Annotated in this window: 21 protein-coding genes; 8 read left to right on the forward strand and 13 right to left on the reverse strand. The window is 37.1% G+C overall.

Annotation, left to right across the window (positions count from 1 at the left end; all coding sequences use genetic code 11):
- The 4 genes from AC1RJ8_RS08205 to trxA all read left to right on the forward strand — a co-directional run bounded on the left by AC1RJ8_RS08205 (nt 1) and on the right by trxA (nt 3833).
- Nucleotides 1–1245: a competence/damage-inducible protein A gene (locus AC1RJ8_RS08205; protein ID WP_492953551.1), complete on the forward strand. Its 1245-nt coding sequence runs from the start codon at nt 1–3 to the stop codon at nt 1243–1245.
- Between the two features lie 56 nt (nt 1246–1301).
- Nucleotides 1302–2651, forward strand: coding sequence for a dihydrolipoamide acetyltransferase family protein (locus AC1RJ8_RS08210; RefSeq protein ID WP_492953550.1), 1350 nt, complete (start codon nt 1302–1304; stop codon nt 2649–2651).
- Between the two features lie 64 nt (nt 2652–2715).
- On the forward strand, nt 2716–3330 hold the full coding sequence (locus AC1RJ8_RS08215; protein WP_492953549.1) for a hypothetical protein: 615 nt from the start codon (nt 2716–2718) through the stop codon (nt 3328–3330).
- Between the two features lie 206 nt (nt 3331–3536).
- Nucleotides 3537–3833: a thioredoxin gene (gene trxA, locus AC1RJ8_RS08220; RefSeq protein ID WP_057934223.1), complete on the forward strand. Its 297-nt coding sequence runs from the start codon at nt 3537–3539 to the stop codon at nt 3831–3833.
- On the opposite strand, the gene pdeM is transcribed toward trxA, so the two are convergent.
- From pdeM to AC1RJ8_RS08240, 4 genes are all read right to left on the reverse strand, one after another.
- A complete protein-coding gene (gene pdeM / locus AC1RJ8_RS08225) occupies nt 3830–4468 on the reverse strand; it encodes a ligase-associated DNA damage response endonuclease PdeM (RefSeq protein ID WP_492953548.1) in 639 nt (212 codons plus the stop codon). The two genes, trxA and pdeM, sit on opposite strands and share 4 nt — an antisense overlap.
- Before the next feature lie 72 nt (nt 4469–4540).
- Entirely contained in the window at nt 4541–7018 is a 2478-nt protein-coding gene (locus AC1RJ8_RS08230; RefSeq protein WP_492953547.1) for a ligase-associated DNA damage response DEXH box helicase, read from the reverse strand.
- A gap of 258 nt (nt 7019–7276) precedes the next feature.
- Nucleotides 7277–8866, reverse strand: a complete 1590-nt coding sequence (locus AC1RJ8_RS08235) for an ATP-dependent DNA ligase (RefSeq protein ID WP_492953546.1) — start codon at nt 8864–8866, stop codon at nt 7277–7279.
- 2 nt (nt 8867–8868) lie between these two features.
- Nucleotides 8869–9897, reverse strand: a complete 1029-nt coding sequence (locus AC1RJ8_RS08240; protein ID WP_492953545.1) for a ligase-associated DNA damage response exonuclease — start codon at nt 9895–9897, stop codon at nt 8869–8871.
- Nucleotides 9898–10052: 155 nt separating this feature from the next.
- On the opposite strand from AC1RJ8_RS08240, the gene AC1RJ8_RS08245 reads away from it, so the two are divergent.
- Both AC1RJ8_RS08245 and AC1RJ8_RS08250 read left to right on the forward strand, forming a co-directional pair.
- The gene (locus tag AC1RJ8_RS08245; RefSeq protein WP_492953544.1) at nt 10053–10664 is read left to right on the forward strand and encodes a SatD family protein; all 612 of its coding nucleotides are present in this window, start codon (nt 10053–10055) and stop codon (nt 10662–10664) included.
- The gene (locus tag AC1RJ8_RS08250; protein ID WP_492953543.1) at nt 10664–11374 is read left to right on the forward strand and encodes a DUF3307 domain-containing protein; all 711 of its coding nucleotides are present in this window, start codon (nt 10664–10666) and stop codon (nt 11372–11374) included. The genes AC1RJ8_RS08245 and AC1RJ8_RS08250 overlap by 1 nt, the downstream gene beginning before the upstream one ends.
- A 33-nt stretch (nt 11375–11407) precedes the next feature.
- Here the strand turns inward: AC1RJ8_RS08250 and AC1RJ8_RS08255 are convergent, their stop codons facing one another.
- The 6 genes from AC1RJ8_RS08255 to AC1RJ8_RS08280 all read right to left on the reverse strand — a co-directional run bounded on the left by AC1RJ8_RS08255 (nt 11408) and on the right by AC1RJ8_RS08280 (nt 19939).
- Nucleotides 11408–13579 carry a S9 family peptidase gene (locus AC1RJ8_RS08255; RefSeq protein ID WP_492953542.1) on the reverse strand — a complete coding sequence of 724 codons (2172 nt, stop codon included), beginning with the start codon at nt 13577–13579 and terminating at the stop codon, nt 11408–11410.
- 98 nt (nt 13580–13677) lie between these two features.
- Nucleotides 13678–14325, reverse strand: a complete 648-nt coding sequence (locus AC1RJ8_RS08260) for a DUF4412 domain-containing protein (protein WP_492953541.1) — start codon at nt 14323–14325, stop codon at nt 13678–13680.
- A gap of 22 nt (nt 14326–14347) precedes the next feature.
- Nucleotides 14348–15124 (reverse strand): enoyl-CoA hydratase/isomerase family protein, encoded by a 777-nt coding sequence (locus AC1RJ8_RS08265; RefSeq protein ID WP_492953540.1) that lies wholly within the window; start codon nt 15122–15124, stop codon nt 14348–14350.
- Between the two features lies 1 nt (nt 15125).
- Nucleotides 15126–17213 carry a ComEC/Rec2 family competence protein gene (locus AC1RJ8_RS08270; RefSeq protein WP_492953539.1) on the reverse strand — a complete coding sequence of 696 codons (2088 nt, stop codon included), beginning with the start codon at nt 17211–17213 and terminating at the stop codon, nt 15126–15128.
- Between the two features lie 3 nt (nt 17214–17216).
- Nucleotides 17217–19214, reverse strand: coding sequence for a helix-hairpin-helix domain-containing protein (locus AC1RJ8_RS08275; RefSeq protein ID WP_492953538.1), 1998 nt, complete (start codon nt 19212–19214; stop codon nt 17217–17219).
- 389 nt (nt 19215–19603) lie between these two features.
- Nucleotides 19604–19939 (reverse strand): MerR family transcriptional regulator, encoded by a 336-nt coding sequence (locus AC1RJ8_RS08280; protein WP_029274329.1) that lies wholly within the window; start codon nt 19937–19939, stop codon nt 19604–19606.
- A gap of 116 nt (nt 19940–20055) precedes the next feature.
- Between AC1RJ8_RS08280 and alaS the strand changes: the two genes are divergently transcribed.
- Complete coding sequence (alaS, locus tag AC1RJ8_RS08285; RefSeq protein WP_492953537.1) at nt 20056–22674, forward strand: alanine--tRNA ligase; 2619 nt, start codon at nt 20056–20058, stop codon at nt 22672–22674.
- 114 nt (nt 22675–22788) lie between these two features.
- Here alaS and AC1RJ8_RS08290 read toward each other — a convergent pair whose 3' ends face one another.
- The 3 genes from AC1RJ8_RS08290 to AC1RJ8_RS08300 all read right to left on the reverse strand — a co-directional run bounded on the left by AC1RJ8_RS08290 (nt 22789) and on the right by AC1RJ8_RS08300 (nt 24627).
- Nucleotides 22789–23292, reverse strand: a complete 504-nt coding sequence (locus AC1RJ8_RS08290) for a hypothetical protein (RefSeq protein WP_492953536.1) — start codon at nt 23290–23292, stop codon at nt 22789–22791.
- A 127-nt stretch (nt 23293–23419) separates the two neighbouring features.
- Nucleotides 23420–23926, reverse strand: coding sequence for a hypothetical protein (locus AC1RJ8_RS08295; protein WP_492953535.1), 507 nt, complete (start codon nt 23924–23926; stop codon nt 23420–23422).
- A 101-nt stretch (nt 23927–24027) separates the two neighbouring features.
- A complete protein-coding gene (locus tag AC1RJ8_RS08300) occupies nt 24028–24627 on the reverse strand; it encodes a hypothetical protein (protein WP_492953534.1) in 600 nt (199 codons plus the stop codon).
- Nucleotides 24628–24985: 358 nt separating this feature from the next.
- Between AC1RJ8_RS08300 and AC1RJ8_RS08305 the strand changes: the two genes are divergently transcribed.
- On the forward strand, nt 24986–26134 hold the full coding sequence (locus AC1RJ8_RS08305) for an ATP-binding protein (RefSeq protein WP_492953533.1): 1149 nt from the start codon (nt 24986–24988) through the stop codon (nt 26132–26134).
- The last annotated feature ends 44 nt before the right edge of the window (nt 26135–26178 follow it).

Consider the following 26178-nt stretch of genomic DNA (forward strand, 5'->3'; position numbering starts at 1 on the left):
ATGCTAGCCGAAATTATTACCATTGGTGATGAGATTCTCATTGGCCAAATCGTTGATACCAATTCTGCCTGGATGGCTAAACAGTTAAATTTAATTGGTGTTTCCGTTAAGCAGATTACTTCAGTTTCTGATGATGAGCAACATATTATTGAAGCCCTCGAACTTGCCGAAAAACGTGCAGATATTGTTTTAATTACAGGTGGACTAGGACCGACCAAAGATGATATTACCAAGAAAACCTTGGCAAAGTATTTCAATATGGGCTTTCGCAATGATCCCGGAGCATTAGAAATGGTTCGTCAGATTTTCGAAAAATACAAGCGTCCTTTATTGGATATCAATATTCAACAGGCTGATGTTCCTGATGGTTGTGAGGTTATTGTAAACAAAAATGGCACTGCGCCTTGTATGTGGTTTGAACAGAACAACACCATTTTTGTATCGATGCCAGGTGTACCCTACGAAATGATGTACCTGATGGATGACGAAATTCTACCCAGAATTACGAGCAGATTTAAGCTACCGTTTATTGTACATAAAACTATTCTTACGGCAAATATAGGCGAATCATTTCTGGCCAAAGAGATTGAGGAAATTGAAGATAGCTTGCCAGCGCACATCAAATTGGCCTATCTGCCAAAATTAGGACAGGTACGTTTGCGCTTATCGGCCAAAGGCGATAACGAAACAGTGTTACTCAAAGAGGTTGAGGTGTATGCCAAACAGATCATTTCAAAAGTAAATAAGTTTGTGGTAACCGACGAAGATATTCCTTTAGAAAAAGCGATCCTGAACCTCATGAAAAGCAAGGGTTTAACCCTATCTACGGCAGAAAGCTGTACCGGTGGGTACATAGCGCATCTGATTACGCAGCACCCGGGTTCTTCTTCGGTTTATTGGGGCGGGGCAGTAGCCTATGCGTACGAGCTTAAAGAATCTATTCTTGGTGTAAAAGAAAGTACCTTAAATACCTTTGGCGCCGTGAGCGAACAAACTGTTACAGAAATGGCCGAAGGTGCAATTAAACATTTCAAAACAGATTATGCTATTGCGGTTAGTGGCATTGCAGGTCCTGATGGCGGAACAGAAGACAAACCAGTTGGTACGGTATGGATTGCAATTTCTTCAAATCACAAAACTGTAGCTAAGTTGTTTAATTTCAGCAACAAACGTATTCAAAACATCGAACGATCTGCTGCATCGGCACTCGCCATGTTATTAAATCTCCTTAAAGAAACAGTTTAGAAAGAATAAAAACTGTATTTTTGTAGCATTACCAATATAAAATACTGTAATTTAATATGGCTCAATACGAACTATTGTTACCAAAAATGGGTGAAAGTGTTGCGGAAGCAACGGTGATTAAATGGGTAAAACAACCTGGTGATTCTATTGAATTAGATGATACCATTCTGGAGATCGCTACTGATAAGGTAGACTCTGAAGTTCCTTCTCCGGTTGCCGGTAAATTGGTAAAACAGTTATTTGCTGCAGATGAAGTTGCCCAGGTGGGCGATGTAATTGCCATTATTGAAACTGAAGGTGGAGAAACCTCAACGGTAGAAGCCCCAGTTGCAGAAAAGCCAATAGCTGAAGAAAAAATTGAAACTATTCCTGGAATTGCACAACTGCCGTCAGAAAAAACAACTGTAGCAACTGATTTCAGCACGTCTGACCGCTTTTATTCTCCTCTGGTTAAAAGTATTGCCGCACAAGAAAATATCTCGTTAGCTGAGCTTGATACCATTAAAGGCTCTGGTACTGACGGACGGTTAAATAAAGATGATCTATTAGATTATATTGCTAAGAAAAATGGTGGAGAACCGATATTAACTCAAACCGTTACTATCACAGCACCTGTTCCACCAACAAACCAACCTGCTGAAAATAAAACAAGTTCAGCATCAGTTGTAAATAAAACATCAACAACCAGTGTTAGTGGTGGCGACGAAATTATTGAGATGGATAGAATGCGTAAACTGATTGCCGATCATATGGTAATGAGTAAAACAACTTCACCGCATGTAACTTCGTTTGTTGAAGCCGACGTAACCAATATGGTTTTATGGCGCAATAAAGTAAAAAATAGCTTCGAAAAGCGTGAAAGCGAAAAAATAACCTTTACACCAATATTTGTAGAGGCAGTTGCCAAAGCGATAAAAGATTTTCCGATGATCAATGTTTCGGTTAACGGTACTCAGATTATCAAAAAGCGTGATATCAATATTGGTATGGCCGCTGCTTTACCAAGTGGAAACCTAATCGTTCCTGTAATTAGAAATGCCGATCAGTTAAATTTGGTTGGCTTAACCAAAGCAGTTAATGATTTAGCTGCAAGAGCGAGAAACTCTAAATTAAAGCCTGATGAAACGCAAGGTGGCACTTTTACGTTAACCAATGTAGGTAGTTTCGGCAATGTAATGGGCACACCGATTATCAACCAGCCCCAGGTAGCTATTTTAGCAGTAGGCGCCATTAAAAAGAAACCAGCTGTTTTAGAAACCGAACATGGTGATGTAATTGCGATCAGGCATATGATGTTCTTGTCTTTATCTTACGACCACAGGGTTGTAGATGGTTCTTTAGGGGGAATGTTTGTACGTAGAGTAGCAGATTATTTAGAAGGCTGGGATCTGAACAGGGAGATTTAACCAGTTTACAGTTAAAAGTTTACCGTTGGCTAATACCAACAATTTACCAGTTTAACAATCAAAAATGTTAGCTTCAAATTTAAAATCGATAGTTTCAGATAATGTATTGCATGCCAAATGGTTAAATACATTGTCTTATATGGAAAATGCAGGTGCAAAGAAGATTTCAGCTTCGGAGCATAAAGAAAATGTAAACCTCATTATTCTTAAACACGCTGCAGAAGAACACCGCCATGCTTATTATTTAAAAAAGCAGATTTCGAAGATTGACGTGGCACATTGTAAAACTTACACCAATGCCGAGTTATTATCTCCAAATCATACAAAATATTATTTACATGCTTTAGATATTGCTGTTTGTCGGTATTTAAAAGCGGTATTTAACCTTTCTGGTTACGATTTAAAATTCGCGGCCTATTTATTTGTTACTTATGCGATTGAAGTGCGTGCCGATGAATTGTATCCAATTTATCAAACGGTTTTAGACGAAGCAAAAAGCAAGGTAAATGTAAAATCGATTATATTAGAAGAAGAGGGCCACTTAGAAGAAATGATGAACCAACTGGTTAGTTTTTCTGATGACTGGGAAAATCATGCAGCTGAAGTAATCAAAATCGAAAAAGCTTTGTTTGAAGGTTGGGTTGCTGCCTTAGCCGCAGAACTGCCGGTAAGTGCTTAATTGAATAATTAATTAATCAAATTCGTCATCTCGACTGAAGCATAGCTGAATGTTCCAAAGGAACTCCTTCTGAGGAGAGATCTATTATAGATTTAGCTTCGCTGAGCACTACGTGGTTCTCAACTACGTTGCATTTCTTTCGAAATGACGATTTTTCGTTAAAAACTAATCCAGCTCATCGTTGTTTCTAAATAAATACAAATATCATGGCTAAGTTTTCAGATTTAATTAATGGTGACAAACCTGTTCTTGTTGATTTTTTTGCCGAGTGGTGTGGTCCTTGTAAAATGATGAAGCCCATTTTGGAACAATTAAAATCTCAGGTTGGCGATGCTGTTTCTATCATTAAAGTAGATATTGATAAGAATCAGCCAGCTGCTTCTTCCTTTAATATTCAAGGCGTACCAACTTTAATTCTTTTTAAAAACGGAAAACAGGTATGGAGACAAAGTGGTGTTTTACAGGCATCACAGTTAAAACAGGTAATTGATGCCCACGCCTAAACTTCTACCACACTTTTAGGCGTTACTGCAAAAATGCGTTCGTTTGCTTTAGGATAAACCGTATAAAGTCCGGTAAATAAACTAAAAGCGGGCAAAACGGCGTAGTCTTTACCAAAATAAAAACATGGAAATTTTAATCTTTGTTTGGCTTTGCCTACAATGGTTACACCTGGATGGATATGGCCGCTAATGGGATATAATTCTTCTTTCATACCATTTGGAGCATCATGAATAAAGCAAAATGGCCCCAGGCAAAAACTAGGTTCATTTATTTCGATATTCATCGCAGCATAATTGGCGTCTGAAAGCCTATCGTGATTTCCCTTTACCAATAAAAAATTAAGTTCCTGGTATTGTTTTCTCCATACAGAAAATTCATCAATATCGGTATTTAAACCATGATGAAACATATCTCCATTAATTAGCAATGTTTTCGGATTGTATTGGTTAATCAATAAACTCAAGCGTTGAAGATCGGTTTGGGCAATAGTAGAAGGTACTTGCAAACCGGCCTGACGGAAGTGCGCAGATTTACCCAAGTGCAGATCGCTTATGGCTAAAAGCTGATGTTTAGGTAAAAATAAAGCCCTTTCTTTATTTAAAATCAATTCTTCACCCTGGCTTATTATGTTCATTTATTTCGCTCTATTGTCTTCCTGAGCCTGTCGAAGGATTTTTTAAATTCCGACTGAGCCAAGAAGATGCATTTATTTAATTTTCTCTGATTCCGCTTTCATCCGTATAATCCGTTGCTCTAACTCTTCTGAACTCATATTTTCACGCAAGCTATCTACCTTAATTGGGAAAGACAGTGGTGTAAAACTTTTAGGATTGGTGATTACAATTGCCCCATGCTGGATTCGATCCAACGCTGCCGCCAATCTTGGCTCTTCCAGTTGTTGGTAAAAAACTTCATCGTATGCCTGTCGCAAAAGTAAATTATGTTTATCATAATCGCTAAAAACATTAAAAAACAAACCAGCAGATGACTGGAGATGCTTATTAGCCACATATTTACCAGGGTAACCCTGAAAAACGAGTCCGGAAATGCAGGCAATATCTCTAAATTTTCGTCTGGCCATTTCAGTTGAATTGATGCTCAGTGTAATATCTTCGGTCAAATTTACGGGCGAAAAAACCTCGTAGGCAATCGATTCGTCCATAGGAATTTCCGTTTCACTCAAAAGTTCAAAGCCATAATCGTTCATGGCAATAGAAAAACTGATCGGCAACAATTTACTTAAACGATAGGCAACCAGGGCCGCCAAAACCTCATGTACCAAACGCCCTTCAAATGGATAGGCAAAGAGATGAAAACCTTCTTTGTTATTAATGAGTTCGATCAGTAATTCATCATTTTTGGGTACATGAGAACGTTTTTCCTGTAATAGAAACAGCGGATACACGGTATCTAATTCTTCATCCTGATGTGTTTTATCCAATGCTTCATTGTATTTCTTCCGTAAAACTGACCCTAAATTGGAAGAAAGAGGTAAGCGGCCACCATTCCAGCTTGGAGAGATCGCATTTTTCTGTTTACTAACCCTCACCACCACAGTCATATCTTTTACCTGAATAAATTCTAAAACCCTACCGGCCAGACGGAAATTATCGCCAGCTTTTAAACGGGTAACAAAATATTCTTCAACCATACCAATATAACCTCCGGAAATAAATTTGACTTTCAGCATCGCATCACTGACGATTGTTCCAATATGCAAGCGGTGTCGCATAGCTAATTGTCTGCTCTTTACTTTCCAAAGCCCATCTTCGTCCTTAACCACTTTCTTAAATTCAGTGTAGGCACTTAAACTATCTCCTCCAGAAGTGATAAATTGCATTACCCAGTCCCATTCTTCGGGAAGGATAAGCTTGAAAGCATGGGTATTCTTAATTTCTTCGTAAATGATTTTATCATCAAATCCGTCACCTATGGCCAATGTAACCAAATATTGAACCAAGGTATCAAATACCATAATAAAAGGCTCACGGCTCTCTATATTATTGGTTTTAGCAGCTTCTTTAATCGCTGCTGCTTCTACCAGTTCTAATGCGTGGGTAGGTAAAAAATATATTTTAGAGGTTTCGTGAGGGGAGTGGCCCGAGCGGCCCGCCCTTTGCAAAAACCGGGCAACACCCTTTGGCGAGCCTACCTGAACAACAGTATCAACAGGTTTAAAATCTACACCCAAATCTAACGATGAAGTAGCAATAACAGCTTTAAGCTGTCCGGTATGTAAAGCATCTTCAATCCAGTTACGAAGCTCAAAATCTATCGATCCATGGTGTATGGCAATCCTTCCGGCAAGTTCTGGTTCGATATTCAACAAATGCTGATACCACATTTCCGATTGTCCGCGGGTATTGATAAAAATTAATGTGGTTTTACTTTTCTCAATAATCGGTAAAAGTTTATAGGCTAGTTTTAAACCCAAGTGTCCAGCCCAGGGCAATGTTTCGATATCATCGGGTAAAATTGATTTGATTAAGATTTTCTTTTCCAAATCGGCTTTAACAATAATCCGTTTGGCCTCCATATTGGGTTCGAGTACATCCAATGCCTCTTCAATATTACCAATAGTGGCAGAAATCCCCCAAATTCTTAAAAACTGGTTTTTCTCTAACTTTTGTAAGCCCTTAATCCGCGATACGGCCAACTCCACCAACACGCCTCGTTTGCTACCCAAAAGCTCATGCCATTCATCAGCAACAATACATTTAAGATTTTTGAACAAAGTTGAAGCGCCTTTTTGCGCCAGTAACAAGTGCAGGCTTTCCGGCGTAATCAACAAAATTTCAGGCATCGATTTTTTCTGCTGTAATTTCTCTGCCTGAGAGGTATCGCCATTACGCACACCAACGTGCCAATCCAACTCCAGCTCCAATAAGGTTTCGCGCATGGCCCTTGCAATATCTTTGGCCAGGGAGCGGAGTGGGGTAATCCAAATTAACTGTAAACGGTCTTTCGCTTTTTTATTATTGGCTTCAGTTGCATTTAGGGCCTCAATCACTACCGCTAAAAATAGAGAAAATGTTTTTCCGAAACCTGTTGGTGCATTTACCAAACCGCTGTAACCATCCAAATAATACTGCCAGGCATCTTCCTGGAACTGAAAAGGCTTGCGTTTATTGGTCTTTAGCCAGGCTTTTATCTTTTTATAACCTTTGGTTTTGGTTTGGTCCATGCTTAAATATCGCTGCTTTTGATGGTTTTCTAATTATTTTTTGAAAAGCAATAACAGTAATGCTTCGGTTACGGCAGTCCCGCCATTCGCTTTACCTTTTTTGTAATTACCGTTAAATGTTAATTTATCAGTAACAAAAAAGGGTACCGCTGCTGTCGGGTTTAAAATCGTGGGGCATACCTATATAGGCTAAACCTGACAGTAGCAAGCATCTTCAAAACCTCGCAGGTTTTGAAAACCTGCGAGGTTTAAAATACCTTACAAAGTTGATTGCAGCAACTGCCTCAAATCTTCCAAAGTATTAATTTCATCGGCTTTTTTATCTTTTCGCCAGCGCAATATACGCGGAAAGCGCAACGCTAAACCTGCTTTATGCCGTTTACTTTCAGCAATTCCCTCAAATGCAATTTCGAAAACCAGTTCGGGTTTTACGGTACGTACCGGGCCAAATTTCTCAATTGCATTACGGGTTACAAAGGCATTTACTTCTTTAATTTCTTTATCCGTTAAACCTGAATAGGCTTTTGCAATCGTGACTAAGTTTTCGCCATCACGAACAGCAAAGGTATAATCGGTAAAGAAATTAGCCCTTCTGCCACTTCCTTTTTGCGCATAAATCATTACCGCATCAACCGTATAGGGATTGATTTTCCATTTCCACCAATCTCCCCGTTTTCGTCCACTATGATAATGAGAGGTTAACTTCTTCAGCATAATCCCTTCGCTATTAATCGATCGTGATGTTTGCCTTAACTCTGCCAATTCTTCCCAAGAGCTGCAACTGATCACAGGAGATATCACCACCGGACTTTCAGTTAAACCACCAATCAACCCTTCGAGTGTTTTTCGTCTTATACTTAAAGGTTCTTCTCTAAAATCCTTGGCTTCATATTCTAAAATATCATAAACAAAAAAGCCAATGGGTGCATCTTCCAATTGTTTTTTACTAATCGTTTTGCGATTTAAACGTTGTTGCAGTGTACTAAATGATAACACCTGTTTATTTTGCACAGCTAATATTTCGCCATCCAAAACCACACCATCAGGCAAAACATCGATCATAAAATGCAGTTCGGGGAACTGTTCTGTAACGAGTTCTTCGCCACGGCTCCAGATAAAAAGTTCTCCATTCCGTTTTACAATCTGCCCGCGGATGCCGTCCCATTTCCATTCGGCCTGCCATTCAGAAATATCACCCAGTTTCTCTGGTTCTTGCTCTAAGGCATAAGCGAGGCAAAAGGGGTAAGGCCAGGAATTATCAGTATTCACATGAATACCATTTATCAGTTCGTGAAAGGTAATTTCATAAGGGTTCCATTTCCCCATAATGCTATGCATAATCTGGGCGCTATCTAAACTGCTTTGTTTAGCCAGCGCATTCACCAGCATTTTATTGGAAACACCAATCCTGAAATTTCCAGAAATCAATTTGTTAAAAATAAAACGTTCCTGTGTTTCCAGTTTATTCCATGCGCTCAGAATAAATTCTTTTTTGGTTTCATCATCTTTACCTTCCAGATCATGCAAATCTTCAATCCATTTGTGCAATTGAAAATCTGAGGTGTTTTCGGCAGGTGGCAATAACAGGGCGATGGTTTCGCTTAAATCGCCAACATTGGCATAACTTTCGCCAAATAACCATTCTGGCGTTTCGGTAATGTTTATGGCCCAATATTTAAGCAGGGCTGATTTAATTGGTCTTTTAGGTTTTTTACCGGTAAACAGTGCGATAACCCACACCTTGTCTTTATCATCAGCATGGTTAAAATAATTAACCAATGCCGCAATTTTATCGTTGGTTTTATTGCTCAGTTCGAGCTGTTGGATCAATTGGGCAAAACGTTTCATCCTTATTTATTTTCGTTTTGATCAACTAGATCTACTTTATTTTCTTCATCATCTTCTTGCCCAAACTTGGTTAATACTTCAGCAGCTTCTATACCTGCATCGTTTAAAAACCGACTAAAGGCAGCCGTAAAACCATGCGTAACATATACTTTTTCTGCTCCGGTTGCAGTAATGGCTTCCATTAAGCCGGGCCAATCGGCATGATCACTCAGCGCAAAGCCGGCATCGGCACTTTGCCAACGGCGGTGTGCCCGCACCTGCATCCAACCAGAACAAATACCTGTTACGGGATGGGCTAAATTTTTGATCCACCGGCTGTCCCTCATAGCGGGCGGCACAATTACAATACCTTTCTGTAATTCATCCTTAGTAGTTTCTGGCGTAATTCTAATGGTTTCTGGAAGCTTTACACCGGCATCAATAATCACTTCATTCAGATTAGCAATACTGTTATGTACGTAAATAGGAATATCACCAGCCAAATTTTTAATCAAACGTTGTGCTTTGCCTAAACTATAGGCAATTAATACACTTGTTTTTTGCTGTATAATATTATCGCTCACCCAACTCTTAATGCCGTTAAAAACAATTTCTTGCTTTTGCCATTTGTAAACAGGTAAACCAAAAGTACTCTCAGAAACAAAGGAATGGCACTTAACAGGCTCGAAGGGTGTGGTAATGCCATCATCTTCAATTTTATAATCACCAGAAATTACACAAATTTCACCTTTATAAGCTAAACGCACCTGCGCAGATCCGATAATATGTCCGGCAGGAAAAAATGAAATATTCACTCCATTACGTGTAATGCTTTCTCCATATTCCAATGTTTCTACGTTCAAATCTTCGCTGATCCTGCGTTTGATGATGGGCTTGGTTAAGGTATGGCAGAGATAGTATTTATTTCCAAAACGCACATGATCGCTATGTCCGTGCGTTGTAACCGCATAATCTACAGGCCACCAGGGATCTATATAAAAATCGCCCTGCTTACAGTAAATTCCTCTTTTGGTAAATTCTATTAATGCCATAGCTATTAAACAATAAATTTATTGATTAGTTTTAGATCAATATCGGCTAAATACCCGATAATTTAAAATATCGGCTAAATACCCGATAAATAGAAATATCGGCTAATTAGCCGATATTATTTTTGAAATATGAATAATAAATTCGATATTGTAGTATGATTTGCATTATAACAGGTGACATTGTAGGCTCAAGGAAGATTAAAGATAGCTGGTTATTAAGCTTAAAAACCGCTTTAAAAATAATTTCCGATCAGAATAACAAATGGGAGATTTACCGGGGGGATAGTTTCCAGGTAGAAGTTGAGCCAGAAAATGCCATCAGGGCTGCTGCTTATCTAAAAGCATCCATCAGGGTAAATAAACCTGCAGATGTAAGGATGGGCATTGGAATTGGAGATATCAAAAACAAACGGAAAAAACTTTCTGAATCCAGCGGAGATGCTTTTGTAAATTCGGGAGCGGCATTTGACAGTTTAAAACAGGCTAAGGTTAATTTAGCCATTAAAACTGATTCTGCTGATTTTGATGAGGAAATTAACGTCTTAATAAAGCTTTCGCTAATATCAATGGATAGCTGGGGAGTTGTAGCTGCCGAAATGGTAAAACTTGCCTTAGAGAACAACAACCTGTTACAAAGCGAACTGGCAGCTATTTCGGGTCGAACACAATCATCTGTAAGCGAAGCTTTAAAGCGTGCACATTATACCGAAATCATGGAAATGGATAGGCTTTACCGTAAAAAATTGAACCAAATGATTTTAAAATAATGGATATCTATTTAATCAAGCTTATCCTTGTGCATTTAATTGGAGATTTCTTTTTACAGCCAAATGCCTGGGTAAAAGATAAAGAAAGGAAAAAATTAAGATCTATAAAGCTCTATTTGCATGTGGCCATCCACATAGCTTTAATATTTATTATTTTCTTAAACTTTGGCGTTTGGAGGATAGCCCTATCAATAGGAGTGCTTCACTTTGTGATTGACGCTTTAAAATCAATCTTTCAGAACAAAAAAAATGCACGGATACTGTTTTTTGTTGACCAGGTTTTACATTTCACTTCAATAGTAGTGGTGTGGCACTTTTTTTATAAGGGAAGTTTAAACATCAGTTTTTTTAATGAAACCAAAACCTGGGTTTTAATTGCAGGAGCTTTATTTCTAACGATGCCTACATCTATTGTGATGCGGGTAATTATTGCCAAATGGCTTCCTGACAACCAACCAGACAGCCCACAGTCGCTACAAAACGCAGGTAAGTATATCGGGATACTGGAAAGAGTGCTGATTTTCTTATTTATCTTAACCAATCATTTCGAAGCTGTTGGCTTTTTACTCGCAGCCAAATCCATATTTCGGTTTGGCGATTTAAAAGAAGCACACGACCTTAAATTAACTGAATACGTACTGATCGGAACTCTATTAAGCTTTGGAATAGCCATTGTTACGGCAATGCTTATTCAAATGTTTATTGCATAAAAAAAGCAGCCCGAAAGCTGCTTTTAAATTTTTCTATCTTGCTCCCGGAGGGCAGTTTTCTTTTAAAAACTTAGTGTAAGTTAGGGATAAATGTTTGCCAGTTCCTTCGCCCTCAGAGATACTGTGGGTTCGGTTTGGATAACTCATCAATTGAAAAACCTTTCCATTTTTGATTAACTCATTAATCAGCATTTCGGCATTCTGGTAATGCACATTATCATCGCCAGTACCATGAATGTACAATAAATTGCCTTTTAAGTTTTTAGCATAAGTAATCGGAGAGCCCTTAATATAAGCCTCTTTACTTGGGAAAGGGGTGCCCATATAACGTTCCTGATAAACATTATCGTAGGTTAACTGATTACCAACCGCTGCAATTGCGATACCTGTTTTATAAATTTCAGGATATTGGAACATCAGGTTTAAAGTAGATGAACCGCCACCACTCCAGCCCCAAACAGCAACACGGTCTTTATCCATAAAGGCATTAGTAGCCAAAAGTTTTTTAGCGGCCATTGCCTGATCGCGGATATTGATCACCCCAATATTTTTATAAATACTTTTGCGCCACGTACTCCCTTTTGGAAGAGGGGCACCTCTATTATCCATTGAAATATAGATATAACCATCTTTGGCCATATCACCGGCATATAAACCGTTTCTTCCTGCACCATAAGTATCTAATGCTGTAGCTGAAGCAGGCTCACCATAAACATAAAATACTACAGGGTATTTCTTATCCGGATTAAAATTATCAGGTTTTTTCATCCAACCGTCCATTTCAATACCATCTTCAGTAGTTACTTTAAAAAACTCAACTTTGTTTTTAGTTGCCGCTTGCTTAGCTAATTGTGTAGTAATGCTCCCGTCCATTGTAAATGGATTCCCGGTAGTAAAGTTCATCCACTCTTTAATTGGCTCAACAAGCGAACTGTTATATGAATGGCGGGCAAAAGCAGCATTTGGAGAAATATCGTAATTGTGTGTTCCTGGTAAAACCGAAGGTGTAACCTGTTCTAATTTACCTTTTCCATCTAATTTGGTTTTAAAAAGATATTTCTGAGTGGCATTTATTGGTGATGCCAGAAAATAGACCATGTTGTTTTTTACATCGATCAATTTTACATCAATCACATCATAATTGCCTTTAGTAACCAATGTTTCTTTTTTTCCATCCAAACTGATTCTATACAAGTGGTTCCAGCCATCCTTTTCAGATACAATGGTAAACTCTTTATTATCATTTAACCATTTCCACTCATCCTGTGCATCAATCCAGGCTTTAGCTTTTTCGGTATAAACTGCTTTTGCCGATCCTGTAGCTGCATTACAGATAAATACTATACTTTCGTTCTGCTCGCGGTTAAGCTGTTGTAAAATAATGTTGTTACTGTTAGGTACCCACTGCATACGTGGAATATAGTGCTGAATATTATCTCCAGGAACATTTAACCAGTTCGTTTTGGCGGTTGCAATATCAACCACACCAACTTTACAAGCCGACGGATTTTCGCCCACCTTTGGATATTCTACAGGAATGGTATACGGATAAATAGAATCTGTATTATTGATCATCAAGAAATTTTTGATCTTGGTTGCATCAAGCTGCCAATAAGCAATAGATTTGCCATCCGGACTCCATCTAAAACCGTCACGACAATCAAATTCTTCCTCATAAACCCAATCGAAAGTACCGTTAATCATTCGGTCTGTGCCATCAGTGGTTAAGGCTTTTGCACCAGTTCCATCGATGTTTTCTACATATAGGTTATGTTTGCTTACATAAGCAACCTTGCTGCCATCAGGCGATAACTTAGCAAACATCAGTGATGAAGCTGGCCTATCTTTTCCAATTTGAGTGATTTTATTGGAAGTTAAATCGGCCAACCAATAATCACCACGGGTATCGTAACGCCAAACTTTTTTACTATTGGTGTAAATTAGTGCTTTAGAACCATCTTCTGATAACTGGAAACTTCTTACTCTAATAGCATCGCTTTTTCCGGCTGGCGTTAATAATGCGCTTGATATAATGGTTTTTCGGTCGTTTTTAGGTAGTGTAATAGAACTGATTTCACCATTTTTGGTAACCTCATAATAGGAATTTCCATCTTTTGCCCAATTGATATTTTGAGCTTTTGCATCAATTAGCGTGCATAATGCTATACAAGCAATTGATAATCTTAATAATAATCTTTTAATCATATATAGTTTTTGGACATAAAAAAAGCTTTTCAACTTTCGGGCTAATTTAAATAAAAAGCCTGCAGTTAAAAAGCTGTAAATTATCTGGAATTGGTTAATTATTCACCACCACCTTGCATGGCTTTCAATTCATCCATAGTTACTACGTCGTAACCTGTAGGGATTTCAGTGCTAATGGCACCTACTTTAGCTTCAGAAAGAGATTTTAGAAGCAGATCTGAATTTACGCCATTAATTACTGCCGAATATTTTACAGGAAGTGCCCCCAGGCCTTTAAAGAAACCACCATTTGTAATTGCAGCAATATCCACATCTTTAGTTGCCCATAATTCATGCGCTCCACCTTTGTCATCTTTGTAGGTGTATTTTTCAGCACTAAATCCAGCTATTGTCTGTTTTTCACCAGTTGCTTTATAATCAGAATATTTTGGCAATAAAGCTTCTTGCGCTTCTGTTTCTGCTTTGCTCACCTTTACCGCAAACTGTTTTTGAGCTACCGGAACGTCAATTAATAATAATCCGGTTTTATCTGCCGTGTTTGAAATGATGTTAACCATAGCAGGGCCATTTTCAATTTCTATTTTGGTTAAGTTACCATTAAATTTAGTTTTAACATCGGTTGTTGTACCATTAGCAGTTACTGCAAATACCAAAGTACCTTCAGCAATTTTCTTTTGTGCATGGGCAATTATAGCAGTACTTACTAAGATTAAAGCTACAACGCTGGTTTTGATTGATTTGAACATGTTTTTATTTCAGTTTAGTTTTTTACCAATTAATTTTTTCTTTGTTTAAAAATGAAGAGATTCCTTTTTTAAAATCTTCACTCTCTCTTACACGGGCATTTATCTGTACCGCAGTTTCCAGGCATTTTTCCAATAGGGGATTGGTTGTTTGCGTAATCAGTTGTTTAGTAATCATTAACGAATTACCAGAGCTCCCGTTACACAAATTTAGTGCAAATTCTCTTACCATTTGATGAATATCGGATGAATTTGTTACAAAATTTATCAAATTATATTTCAATGCCTGCTCAGCAGAAAAGATTTTTCCAGTTAGTAAAATTTCCTTGATGATAGATTCGCTCACTTTTTGTTTTAAAAAACAAGAAACAATAGCAGGTACAAAACCAATTTTCACTTCAGTATACCCAAAATTACTTTCTGGGGTAGCAAAAACAATATCACATATCGTGGCCAAACCACAGCCACCAGCAATGGCATGACCTTCTACCTGTGCAATAACGACTTTTGGTAAATAATAAATGGTTGTAAAGAGTTTTTTTAAATGATTGGAATCGGCTACATTTTCTTCAAATGTATTGTGCTGTAATTGTTGAAGATAGGCTAAATCAGCACCAGCACTAAAAGTATCGCCATTTGCTTTCAATATGATCACTTTTACCAGGTCATCTTCAGATGCATTTATAAATGCGGAAGTTAATTCAGCGATAAGCTGGGGGTTTAGCGCATTTCTTTTTTCAGGTCTATTGATAGTTATCGTTGCTATTCTTTCAGCAACCTGATATAAAACCAGATTTTCCATGTTATTGGGTTAGTTGCACCAAATATGCTTTATTTTTCTTTAAAACATGTACATCTATATCATTATTCTCCATATACTTCTTTAAGATCTCAATTTTATAATCTTTATTAGTAGCATCGATTATTGCGGTTTTATATTTTATATCAAGCCCCATTTTGGCTAAATTAAATTTAGTATTCCCACTTAACCAGATACTTGAAAAGGTAGCATTTCCGTTTATATTTTTATCGTTCAGGTTTTCATCAATCAACAGCATCTTATAATCAAAAAAGGCAATTTGGCTGTTCTTTAATACCAACTGCCCTAAAACAGTATCTTTGTTAAAATGAATAAAATGTATTTTGTCTACCTGCAATTGCGTTAATGCCGGCACAACAGAAAAATTATAATTTTTATCTTCAGCGCTTAAATCTGAAACCAAAACAGCTTCTTTTCCATTAATAAAAGCAGCCGCATAGTTTTTTCTCAATGAAAAGAAAATAATTTTCTTTTGATGGAAAACGTTTAGATCATGGTGTACAACCAAAAGTTGATGGCAAACAAATAACATTAAAGAAGAAAACAAAAGTCGTTTGTTAAATTTCGTCAGGGCATAAATAAACAATCCGAGCGATAGGCTCAACAATACAAATTCAGGCAAATCAATCCATATTGATGATAAACTGGCATATGGTAAATTGGCTATCCATTTTAATACGGCATTTGTAAAATTTATTATCCATTCGAAAACTGCCGCTAAAAACCTGAATGCCGGAATTAATACTGCAATTCCTAAATACATCATTAACCCCAATGGGATGGCGATAAAAAGATTCGCAAAAAGGAAGTAGAGTGGAAATTGGTGGAAATAATAAATACTTAACGGAAACGTGACCACTTGCGCGGCTAAAGACATAGCTGTGAAACTCCATAATTTATCGAGCCAAATGTATTCAGTATAAAGAAGGTTGTAAATTTTAGGCTGAAGATAAATTAGTCCGAATACGGCCAGATAAGAAAGCTGAAACCCAACATCTAAAATTAAAAATGGATTGTAAACCAGCTGACAAAATGCTGAAAAGGCCAAAACATTATAACTATTGGTTTGCTTCGATAAAATATTAGCTGTAATTAGAATGCTGATCATTACAGCCGACCTAGCCACAGAAGGTGATAATCCTGTTAACAAAGCATATCCCCAAATCAAAGTACAGACTAACAAAAGCTTCACAATCCTTAGTGCCCGATTTTTGTTCAAAAAGAAGAACAAAAAATCCAAAACGACATAAATAATGGCTACATGTGCTCCAGATACAGATAAAGCATGAATGGTTCCGGTTTTGGAATAGGCCGATAAAGTTTCTTTGCTTAAATCAGCACGGTAGCCTAAAATAAGGGTAGAGGCTACCGCAAAAGCTTCGTTACTTTTAATCAGGCTTCGGTATTTGGCTACCTGCTTTTCTCTTATGTTTAAAGACATCTTTATAATGGGATTACCAATGTTTTTTTTGTTGCTAACGATATGCTCCTGATCTACAAAAGCCTGATGATAAATATTCTGACTGCCAAGCCAAGCTTTAAAATCAAATTCTGCAGGATTATATGGAGGCTCTATTTCGGCATAAATAGCTGGGATCATAATTTCGTCGCCATACTTTAATTTAATAGGCCTTATACTATCTAATTTTATGGAAAGAAGCATCTGCCCCGATAATCTGATCTGTTTGCCTTCCTGATATCCCGATACTACCTTTGCTTTAAAACGTATGATATTGCTACTTTTCTGAGGTTCATTGTTCACCCAAACTTTTAAATAGCTACACTGCGTTTTTGCAAAGTAATTTTGGTTTAAACTTTCGTTATGGAGCAAGGAAAGTAAACCGCCAAGGCTGAGGAAAAGTATAAAAATTAAAATACCAACAGCTCCCTTGTAACGGTACACATTTAATTTTTTATAAATAATATTCAACAATAAAATGCTCAATAAAAGAACAAGAACGACCGAGGTCAACATTTGAATATATACGCTTTTTGGAGAAAAATAAAAAACGCAGATACCTAAAAGAAAAGGGAACAGGATCCTGACAAAAACATATTCTGACTTAAACATTGTTTAAAATTGATAGCGTACCTGAATTTTAACTTCCGATTTTTTATTGCCCTTAATTTCATCCAGGTAAGTACCTACTGTTTCTACGTCCTTATAAACAAACAACCCATATCGAGCCCAAACATTTAGCTTCTTAGCTATACGGTATTTCAGGTTAAAATAAGTCCTGAAACCTCTTCCATTATACATTCCAAAAGCAAAACTGTACAGCACATCATCTTCATAGGCATAAATTCTGCTGTTATAACTTGGGGTGTTGAAATAGGCAAATCTTACATTTCCGGTTAGCTTAGCGAACATTGGTGAATAATCTACATCCTGATAAACGAGGTATCCAAATTCTCTATTGGCACTACCTTTTTTATATTGAGAAATCTCTAGCCTGTTTTGGAAGTGCCAATTATTATTCAATTGCCAGCTTGCCTCTGCCCGATATCCCCCTCTTTTTACAAGGTCTAAAAAGTTAACAGGAACATCCAAATCCGTATTTTGTTGTTTATGTTCTGTTTTAAATCTGACTAAAACTTTAAAGGTTTTGCTTGGTGTGTAAACGGCCTGGGTTAAAATCTCGTAACCTTTTGACGGCTCATCAACACGGTATTTTAACCACGGGAACCGAAAATAATCACCATAGAAAGAAAAGGCCCAGTGTTTATTTGGGTTAATATTTAAGCCCGCATACAATCCTTTTTCATTTACCGCTTCGCTCGATTCGGATACCGCCTGATTAAAGAAACTATGATAATCTTTAGCATAATCGCGATAAGTTAGCGCAGCAGAAACTGTTGGCGACAAACTAATCAGCACACCGTTAATGTAGGCAAAACCACCACCTAAACCTTTACCTGCCTCGCCATAGAGGTACATATTTTTATAGGTATAATTGTAAAACAACCCCAAATTGGTTAAGGCTGTACCTGTGAAACTATATCGATCGTAAGCTGCTGTTTGTGTAATAAAACGGTTCTTATAATGAGTATGATAAGCAATTGCGCCAACAGCAAATTCGTTTTTGGCATATTGAACAGTAGTACCAAATACGCTTTGCGCTAAAACACCTTTATTCTTAATCTCAGTAGGGGTTCTATGTAAACCGGTTTGATTAATGGTGGCCTGAACTAAGTTTCCTTCCGAATTTAACTTTTGGCTGGCATCAAGATTGCGGAACGAAACAAAAGGGGTAATGTCGACATTTTTAAATAAGTTAATCGTTGCAGCGCTTCCTCTAAAAAAAGAGTATTCGTTAGTAGAGTTATAAGGCCTTAAACCTAAATCTTTTTTAGCTACGCTGGTTACATCAGGACCTTTGCCAAAAGAAAAACCCGACCATAATGTTAAGCCCTGTCCAAATTGTAAGGTATAATCGCCAACTACCAATTTTTTGAGCTTACCCAATTTAAATAGTGCGATATTACCCGAATAAAAATCGAAAGGCTTGCCTATAAATTTTTCACCAGCATCTTTATCTAAAGTTATAGCTGCAGACAAAATTGAGCTATATTGATATCGATAACGCAGCTGAACTCTCTCCGGAGAACCTAAATACCGGTTCCCAGGTAAATCGGTATAACCTCTTTGTTTTTGTAAGGTCTGTGCAAAGCGCATCATCAAATCATTTTCACCAGTACCTATAATGTTTTTAAAATTGAGCTGCTGGTATTCAGCGATATTGGTCAATCTTATAAATGGGAGGAGATTATGCACGGTTTTAATATCAAAACCATCAATACTTTGTAATTCCAGCACATCTGTAAGCTGACCATTTTCCTTTAGGTGTGTAAAGAAATTAGCGATCTGCAAGGGAGACAGTAAAACCAAAGTTTTTAATTCTTCAACTGAAGTACGGTTCAGATTAATTGGATGTTTACGATATTTCTCCAATACATCAATCAGTTCGGTCATATCGTAATCATCCGGGAGGTTTTCCGCCATACTCTCCAAAATATCACGTGTATCTGTTTCCCCAGTATTGACTTGAGCATTTGCCGTGAATCCAATCATTACAAATGCAACAATTAAGCGCTTAAACTGCATAGCTACCTCCCGTTAGAAATTTACGATAAAGGTTAACAGCCCATGCAGTTACCGTTTCTCGGTTAGGGGTCAATGCAATTCCAAAAGGATCTGCTCGCAGAAAGAAATGATTAACTTTTGCAGATAAATAACTGCCCAAATGGCTTGGGGGAAATAAAAAACAGAGGAAAAAGACAAGCAACAATACATACCATATTTTCATAAGCAGGGGTTAAACCAGTTAATAAAAAATAGGGGTGATTGATGTTTTGGTTTTGCTAATATAGAAAAATAATTAAAAACCTACAAAAATGTATTTTTGTAATTACATGAAAGTAATGCAAAGAAAATCGATAATTATAAAGGAAATAAAGTGTTTACAGTTCTTCTGCCAGATTTACCAAAAAGCCTTTCAGTTTTTCTAACGAATCGATAATCTTTTGATTCTCTCTAACACCTGTTTTATTATTCTTTAAATAGTCTTTGGCACCTTTTAATGTAAATCCTTTTTCATCAACAAGATTGAAGATGATCTTTAGGTTTTCAATGTCTTCCGGTGTGAAAAGACGGTTACCTTTCTTATTTTTCTTGGGCTGCAGGATATCGAATTCTTTCTCGTAAAAACGGATCTGTGATGCGTTAACATTAAACATTTCAGTCACTTCGCCCATGGTATAATACATTTTATTAATGTCTCTTTCTTTATACGGCATATTTTGTGCTTGATTATGAGTGTCTTATATCGATTAATTAAAGTATTCAAATGTAGCTCGATTTTTCCTTAATAACGCAATAAAATTTTAATTTTGTTCCCTCCAATAATATTGAAATGACAGCAAAAGAGATTAGACAGGCATTCCTTAGTTTTTTTGAATCGAAACAACATCATGTTGTTCCTTCCGCACCAATTGTGGTTAAAAATGACCCCACTTTAATGTTTACCAATGCGGGTATGAACCAGTTTAAAGATCTGTTTTTAGGAGAGGCCGCCATAAAATATGCTCGTGTTGCTGATACCCAACGTTGTTTACGCGTTTCGGGCAAACATAACGATCTGGAAGAAGTAGGTATTGATACTTACCACCACACCATGTTCGAAATGTTGGGTAATTGGAGTTTTGGCAATTATTTCAAAAAAGAAGCCATTGCCTGGAGTTGGGAATTATTGACCGAAGTTTACAAAATCCCGAAAGAAAAATTATATGTTACCTACTTCGAAGGTGATGAAAAAGAAGGGCTGGAAAAAGATCAGGAAGCATACGATCTTTGGAAACAATACGTTGATGAAAGCCATATTTTACCGGGAAATAAAAAAGACAACTTCTGGGAAATGGGCGATACAGGACCATGCGGACCATGTTCTGAAATCCATGTAGATTGCCGTACAGATGAAGAAAAAGCTTTAGTTGATGGTGCTACCCTGGTAAATGACGATCATCCCCAGGTAATCGAAATCTGGAATAATGTATTTATGCAGTTTAACCGTTTAAAAAATGGTTCATTGCAAAGTTTACCAGCTAAACACGTTGATACCGGAATGGGCTTTGAGCGTTTGGTACGTGTTTTACAGGAAAAAACCTCTAACTACGATACCGATGTTTTCCAGCCGATGATTCAGTTTATTGCAGAAAAATCTGGTATAAAATATGGTGCTGACGAAAAAACCGATATCGCCATGCGCGTTATGGCTGATCACATCCGCGCCATTTCCTTTGTTATTGCCGATGGGCAGTTACCTTCCAATAATAAAGCGGGGTATGTCATCCGCAGGATTTTACGCCGGGCTGTACGTTATGCTTATACTTTTTTGAACTTTAAAGAGCCTTTCTTAAATCAGTTGGTTCCTTTATTGGCAGAGCAATTTAAAGGTGTTTTTGACGAATTGATTTCGCAACAGGATTTTGTTCAGAAAGTGGTGCTGGAAGAAGAAGTTTCTTTCTTGAGGACTTTATCAACAGGAATTCAACGTTTCGAAAAATACCAGGCTACTAATGATGTGGTAGAGGGTGCTTTTGCCTTCGAATTATCAGATACATTTGGTTTCCCAATCGATTTAACAGAATTAATGGCCAGAGAAAAGGGTTGGAGCGTTGACCTGGCTGGCTACGAACAGGCTTTGAAAAAGCAAAAAGACGATAGTCGTGCCGCAACAGCCATTGATACAAGTGATTGGATTGTGGTAAACACCGAAGAACAGAGCGAATTTGTAGGTTATGATGATTTAGAAATTGAAACGGAGATTTTAAAATACCGTAAAGTAAAAGCTAAGGGCAAAGAGCAATATCAAATTGTGCTTCGCCAAACACCTTTCTATGCCGAAAGTGGTGGTCAGGTAGGAGATACCGGCCGATTAGAAGACCATAGCCGCCAGTTTTGGGTAGACATTACCGATACTAAAAAAGAAAATGGCTTAACCGTACACTTTACCGATATCTTACCAGATAATTTAGAAGGTAAATTTTGGGCCGTTGTAGATGAAGATAAACGTGTTTTAACGGAAGATAATCACTCAGCCACGCACTTACTGCATGCGGCATTAAAACAGGTTTTAGGCAAACATGTTAACCAGAAAGGCTCGTTGGTTAATGCAGATTACCTGCGTTTCGATTTTTCTCACTTTGCTAAAGTTACTGACGAGGAATTAGCACAGATTGAGGTAATTGTGAATCAGAAAATCCGCCAGAACATTAAATTAAAGGAACAGCGTAACGTTCCTTATCAAGATGCCATTGAAAGTGGTGTAACGGCTTTATTTGGTGAAAAATACGGCGATTTTGTCCGTATGATTACTTTCGACGACCATTTCTCTAAAGAACTTTGCGGTGGTACACATGTAAAGGCTACAGGGCAGATCGGCTCATTTAAAATTGTTTCTGAAAGTGCTGTAGCAGCTGGTGTTCGCCGTATCGAGGCCATCACTGCTGATAAAGCTGAACAATACTTCTTAGACCAACGAAAGGAACTTGGTCATTTAAAAGCATTACTTAACGGAAGTAAAGATTTATCGGCATCTGTTCAGGCTTTATTGGATGAAAATGCAAAACTGAAAAAGGAAATTGAAAAGTCGACAATAGAACGGGTAAATACCTTAAAACATGAAATTGTTCATCATGTAAGAGGAATTAACGGCATTAACCTGATAGCTAAACACATTGACTTGCAAAGTGCCGATGCAGTTAAAAATCTGGCTTTCTCTTTAAAAGATATGGTTGATAACCTGTTTCTAGTTTTCACTACAGAAATTGATGGTAAACCCGGAATAACCGTAATGCTTTCCGATCACCTGGTAAAAAAAGGATTAAATGCTTCTAATATTGTTCGCGAGCTCGGTAAAGAGATTCAAGGCGGTGGTGGTGGACAACCGTTTTATGCTACTGCAGGTGGTAAAAACCCATCAGGTTTAAAAGTTGTTTTGGAAAAAGCAGAAAGTTTTATTCCGCATCATTGATTGAAATAATAAAATAGAACCTGAAATAAATTTACTTCGTAGCTTTCCGCTTCACTACAGGTCAGGGTGACGTTATGTAAAATAAAAAAGAGGCTCTAGAGACTCTTTTTTATTTTAATGTCTTCCGTGTTTTTCTCTATGTCCTCTAGAGAATAAGCTGGAATTTATGTTTCTATCATGGTATCTGTTATCTACTCGGTAAGATCTGTAATTGTTTCTTGGCGAGCTATAACGTACCCGGTTTCCTCCACCGTATGATGAGCGGTAGTAATTATTGTGATGTGAATAACTTACTCTGTGGCTATTATAATTACGATATGGGCTATTTCCATAAACCACTACTTTTCTTCCGTGGTGCAGATCATAACCTCTATATCTCGCTGGTAAATACCTTGATCTTGTCCACCTGTTCCCACTTAAATAAACAAACTGCCTTTGAGGAACATAATAGTAAGACTGCACTTCCGGGAGATAGTAATAATTAACGTTTTCATAACCTGCAGGCACCCAAGCTGGTTGCGCACCGATATTTACATTAATACTTACCTGAGCGTTAGATTGATTAGATGTTAAAGCCACGATACCTAAAATCGCGGAGATGATAAATAACTTTTTCATAATAATCTATTTTATTTGTGTGTACTTCAATAATTCAAACGCTGTGCCAAAACTTCTATTGTAACAGATATATAAAAAAAGGAGTCTCTTTCGAAACTCCTTTAAATAAACTGATAAAGTTAATGGATTAGTGTTTTCCTTTACCATTCCCATGCCCTTTTCCATTATTTCCATTATTCTGTTTTCCATAAATCTTTTTAGCCTGTCCCGGAGGCATACCATGAGGATGTCCTTTTACTACATAATATTTACGGTCACGGCTATCTCTAATTACCAGCTGACCTTTATTGCCTTTATACTTGGCATATTTCACCTTATCGTTTTTGAAATTCAAATAGGGCTTAGGTGAATTAATGACTACTTTGTATCCATTATATAAATCGTAATTTCCGTATCTTGAAGGTAAAGAATTGGCAAAAACCCAATCGTTTCCATTTAAGTACACAAACTGCTTTTGTGGAACATAATAATAACTTTCTACGTCAGGGAGATAGTAATAATCAACATGATCATAACCCGTTGGTCCCCAGAGCGGTTGAGAGCCGATGTTAACATTTACATTTAACTGTGCTTTTGCGGGGAAACTGAGAAATGAAATCATCATAACTGCAGCCATTAAAAATAATCTTTTCATAATCAATTCATTTAGTGTTTATTATTTATAGCCAAACCACGTGCCAGAAGTAAACAAATAACAAAGGAGCCCCCTTAGAAGCTCCTTTATACAACTAAATATTAATGACGTCCGTTACCGCGGCCCTGATTATTATTTCTTTCAGGACGGTTATCTCTACCATTATTATCCTGAGAACGACCATTATTTTGAGCAGGTCTGGTAACATTTTTTTGTATTACACGGGCAGGGCGGTTATTGTTACGAACTACAGTTACATTTTTGGTCGGTCTTTGATTATATTTTGGATGACCTTTTACCACGTAGTATTTAGTCTCACGGCTATCTCTAATAATAGTTTGATGACCTCCATAGTTTTTATATTTACTATACCTGGTTACATAAATATTATTTCGCAGATATGGTTTTGGTTCATTGATGACCACTTTATAAGCCCTGTACGGGTCAAAGTTTCTGTATTGAGCAGGCAAACTGTTTACCCAAACCCAACTTCCACCGTTTGAATAAATGTATTGACCAGAGGGAACGTAATAATAAGCATCAATGTCAGGGAAATAATAATAATCTACATGATCATATCCTGTTGGTCCCCAAACTGGTTGCGAACCAATATTGATATTTAAGCTAACCTGTGCTTTTGCATTGTTTATGCTGAATAATGAAACCATCAGAACTGCAGCAAATAAAACTAACTTTTTCATAATGTTTTTTAATTAAAGGTTTCTTGTGTGTGTTTGCTGAGATAGACAATAGTAATTTACGCTGGTTTAATTAAAGCAATTCCATTTAACATTCTTTAACTATTGTATAGGCCATTGAGTAATTTTACTCAGCCTATTGAGTAAATTGTAAAAACAAACATAACTAACTTACTAACAGCTATATACTTACTAATTTTTAATATAATAATTAATGAGTACTGCTATTTTTGTTATAATTATTAACTAGAATTCAGTAATTATTTTGAATTACTAGAGGCTTTTAGTAATTTTACTCAACATATTGAGTAAATTGTTAAAAATGTTCCAAAGGTCTTATTTACAGAAACTTGTAAAGATTATGAATGAACCAAAAAGGTTTATTCAAGTGCTTGTGGGCCCTAGGCAAATAGGCAAAACAACAATGATCAGTCAATTGATCAAGGAAATTAGTACACCTTGTATATTCGAATCTGCAGATGCTGTTGCTGCTTCAGATAGAACTTGGATAGAGCTGATATGGTTTAATACAAGAGCGCTATTAAAAGAACCAGGGGTTGATGAATATATTCTTGTGATTGATGAAATTCAGAAAATTGATAACTGGAGTGAAATTGTGAAGCGCTTATGGGATGAAGACATGCGAAATGGGTTAAACTTAAAAGTAATTTTATTGGGATCTTCTAGACTGCTAATTCAACAGGGATTAACAGAATCATTGGCTGGTCGGTTCGAATTAACTTATTTAGGGCATTGGAGCTTTGCTGAAATGGAGAGTGCTTTTGGTTTTACTGCCGAACAATACGTTTGGTTTGGCGGCTACCCGGGCTCTTCAGGTCTAATCAATGACGAGGAGCGATGGAAAAATTATGTTTCAAATGCTTTGATAGAAACCAGTATTTCGAAAGATATTTTAATGTTAACCCGTGTTGATAAACCGGCTTTAATGAAACGTTTGTTTGAATTAGGTTGTGTATACTCAGGGCAGATCCTATCTTTCACTAAAATATTAGGCCAGCTTTCTGATGCAGGTAATACAACAACATTGTCTCATTACCTGGAATTATTGGATACAGCAGGTTTACTGGGAGGCATTGAGAAATTTGCAGCTGATGTGATTCGCAAGCGTTCATCGAGTCCAAAATTTCAGGTACACAATAATGCTTTGGTAAGTGCCCAAAGAAATGAATTCTTTGAAGAGATAAAAAAACAATCAGCAGAATGGGGGAGAATGGTAGAGTCATCAATAGGTGCGCATTTATTAAATTCTTCGTTTGTAGAAGGTTATAAAGTGTTTTATTGGCGACATAGAAACGACGAAGTAGATTTTATTTTAGAGAAACGAGGTAAAATAATTGGAGTAGAAGTTAAAAGTACAGGCCAGATTACGGGTACTTCCGGTATGAGTGCTTTTAACAAAATGTATAAGCCTGATAAAATACTTTTAGTGGGAGCCGGAGGATTGCCCTGGCAAGAATTTCTAAAAATTTCTCCGTCAAGCCTTTTTTAACGAAAGACTAAATAATAACTATATTTGACACATTAATATTTAAC

Source organism: Pedobacter sp. GW822-FHT03F06 (assembly GCF_058801365.1).

Coding starts and splice junctions, on each gene's coding strand:
- trxA (WP_057934223.1), top strand. CDS start 3,537: ATGGCTAAGTTTTCAGATTTAATTAATGGTGACAAACCTGTTCTTGTT.
- AC1RJ8_RS08270 (WP_492953539.1), bottom strand. CDS start 17,213: ATGTTTAAGTCAGAATATGTTTTTGTCAGGATCCTGTTCCCTTTTCTT.
- AC1RJ8_RS08280 (WP_029274329.1), bottom strand. CDS start 19,939: ATGCCGTATAAAGAAAGAGACATTAATAAAATGTATTATACCATGGGC.
- AC1RJ8_RS08230 (WP_492953547.1), bottom strand. CDS start 7,018: ATGGACCAAACCAAAACCAAAGGTTATAAAAAGATAAAAGCCTGGCTA.
- AC1RJ8_RS08235 (WP_492953546.1), bottom strand. CDS start 8,866: ATGAAACGTTTTGCCCAATTGATCCAACAGCTCGAACTGAGCAATAAA.
- AC1RJ8_RS08240 (WP_492953545.1), bottom strand. CDS start 9,897: ATGGCATTAATAGAATTTACCAAAAGAGGAATTTACTGTAAGCAGGGC.
- AC1RJ8_RS08275 (WP_492953538.1), bottom strand. CDS start 19,214: ATGATTGGATTCACGGCAAATGCTCAAGTCAATACTGGGGAAACAGAT.
- pdeM (WP_492953548.1), bottom strand. CDS start 4,468: ATGAACATAATAAGCCAGGGTGAAGAATTGATTTTAAATAAAGAAAGG.
- AC1RJ8_RS08295 (WP_492953535.1), bottom strand. CDS start 23,926: ATGAAAAGATTATTTTTAATGGCTGCAGTTATGATGATTTCATTTCTC.
- AC1RJ8_RS08255 (WP_492953542.1), bottom strand. CDS start 13,579: ATGATTAAAAGATTATTATTAAGATTATCAATTGCTTGTATAGCATTA.
- AC1RJ8_RS08260 (WP_492953541.1), bottom strand. CDS start 14,325: ATGTTCAAATCAATCAAAACCAGCGTTGTAGCTTTAATCTTAGTAAGT.
- alaS (WP_492953537.1), top strand. CDS start 20,056: ATGACAGCAAAAGAGATTAGACAGGCATTCCTTAGTTTTTTTGAATCG.
- AC1RJ8_RS08300 (WP_492953534.1), bottom strand. CDS start 24,627: ATGAAAAAGTTAGTTTTATTTGCTGCAGTTCTGATGGTTTCATTATTC.
- AC1RJ8_RS08245 (WP_492953544.1), top strand. CDS start 10,053: ATGATTTGCATTATAACAGGTGACATTGTAGGCTCAAGGAAGATTAAA.
- AC1RJ8_RS08215 (WP_492953549.1), top strand. CDS start 2,716: ATGTTAGCTTCAAATTTAAAATCGATAGTTTCAGATAATGTATTGCAT.
- AC1RJ8_RS08210 (WP_492953550.1), top strand. CDS start 1,302: ATGGCTCAATACGAACTATTGTTACCAAAAATGGGTGAAAGTGTTGCG.
- AC1RJ8_RS08205 (WP_492953551.1), top strand. CDS start 1: ATGCTAGCCGAAATTATTACCATTGGTGATGAGATTCTCATTGGCCAA.
- AC1RJ8_RS08305 (WP_492953533.1), top strand. CDS start 24,986: ATGAATGAACCAAAAAGGTTTATTCAAGTGCTTGTGGGCCCTAGGCAA.
- AC1RJ8_RS08265 (WP_492953540.1), bottom strand. CDS start 15,124: ATGGAAAATCTGGTTTTATATCAGGTTGCTGAAAGAATAGCAACGATA.
- AC1RJ8_RS08290 (WP_492953536.1), bottom strand. CDS start 23,292: ATGAAAAAGTTATTTATCATCTCCGCGATTTTAGGTATCGTGGCTTTA.
- AC1RJ8_RS08250 (WP_492953543.1), top strand. CDS start 10,664: ATGGATATCTATTTAATCAAGCTTATCCTTGTGCATTTAATTGGAGAT.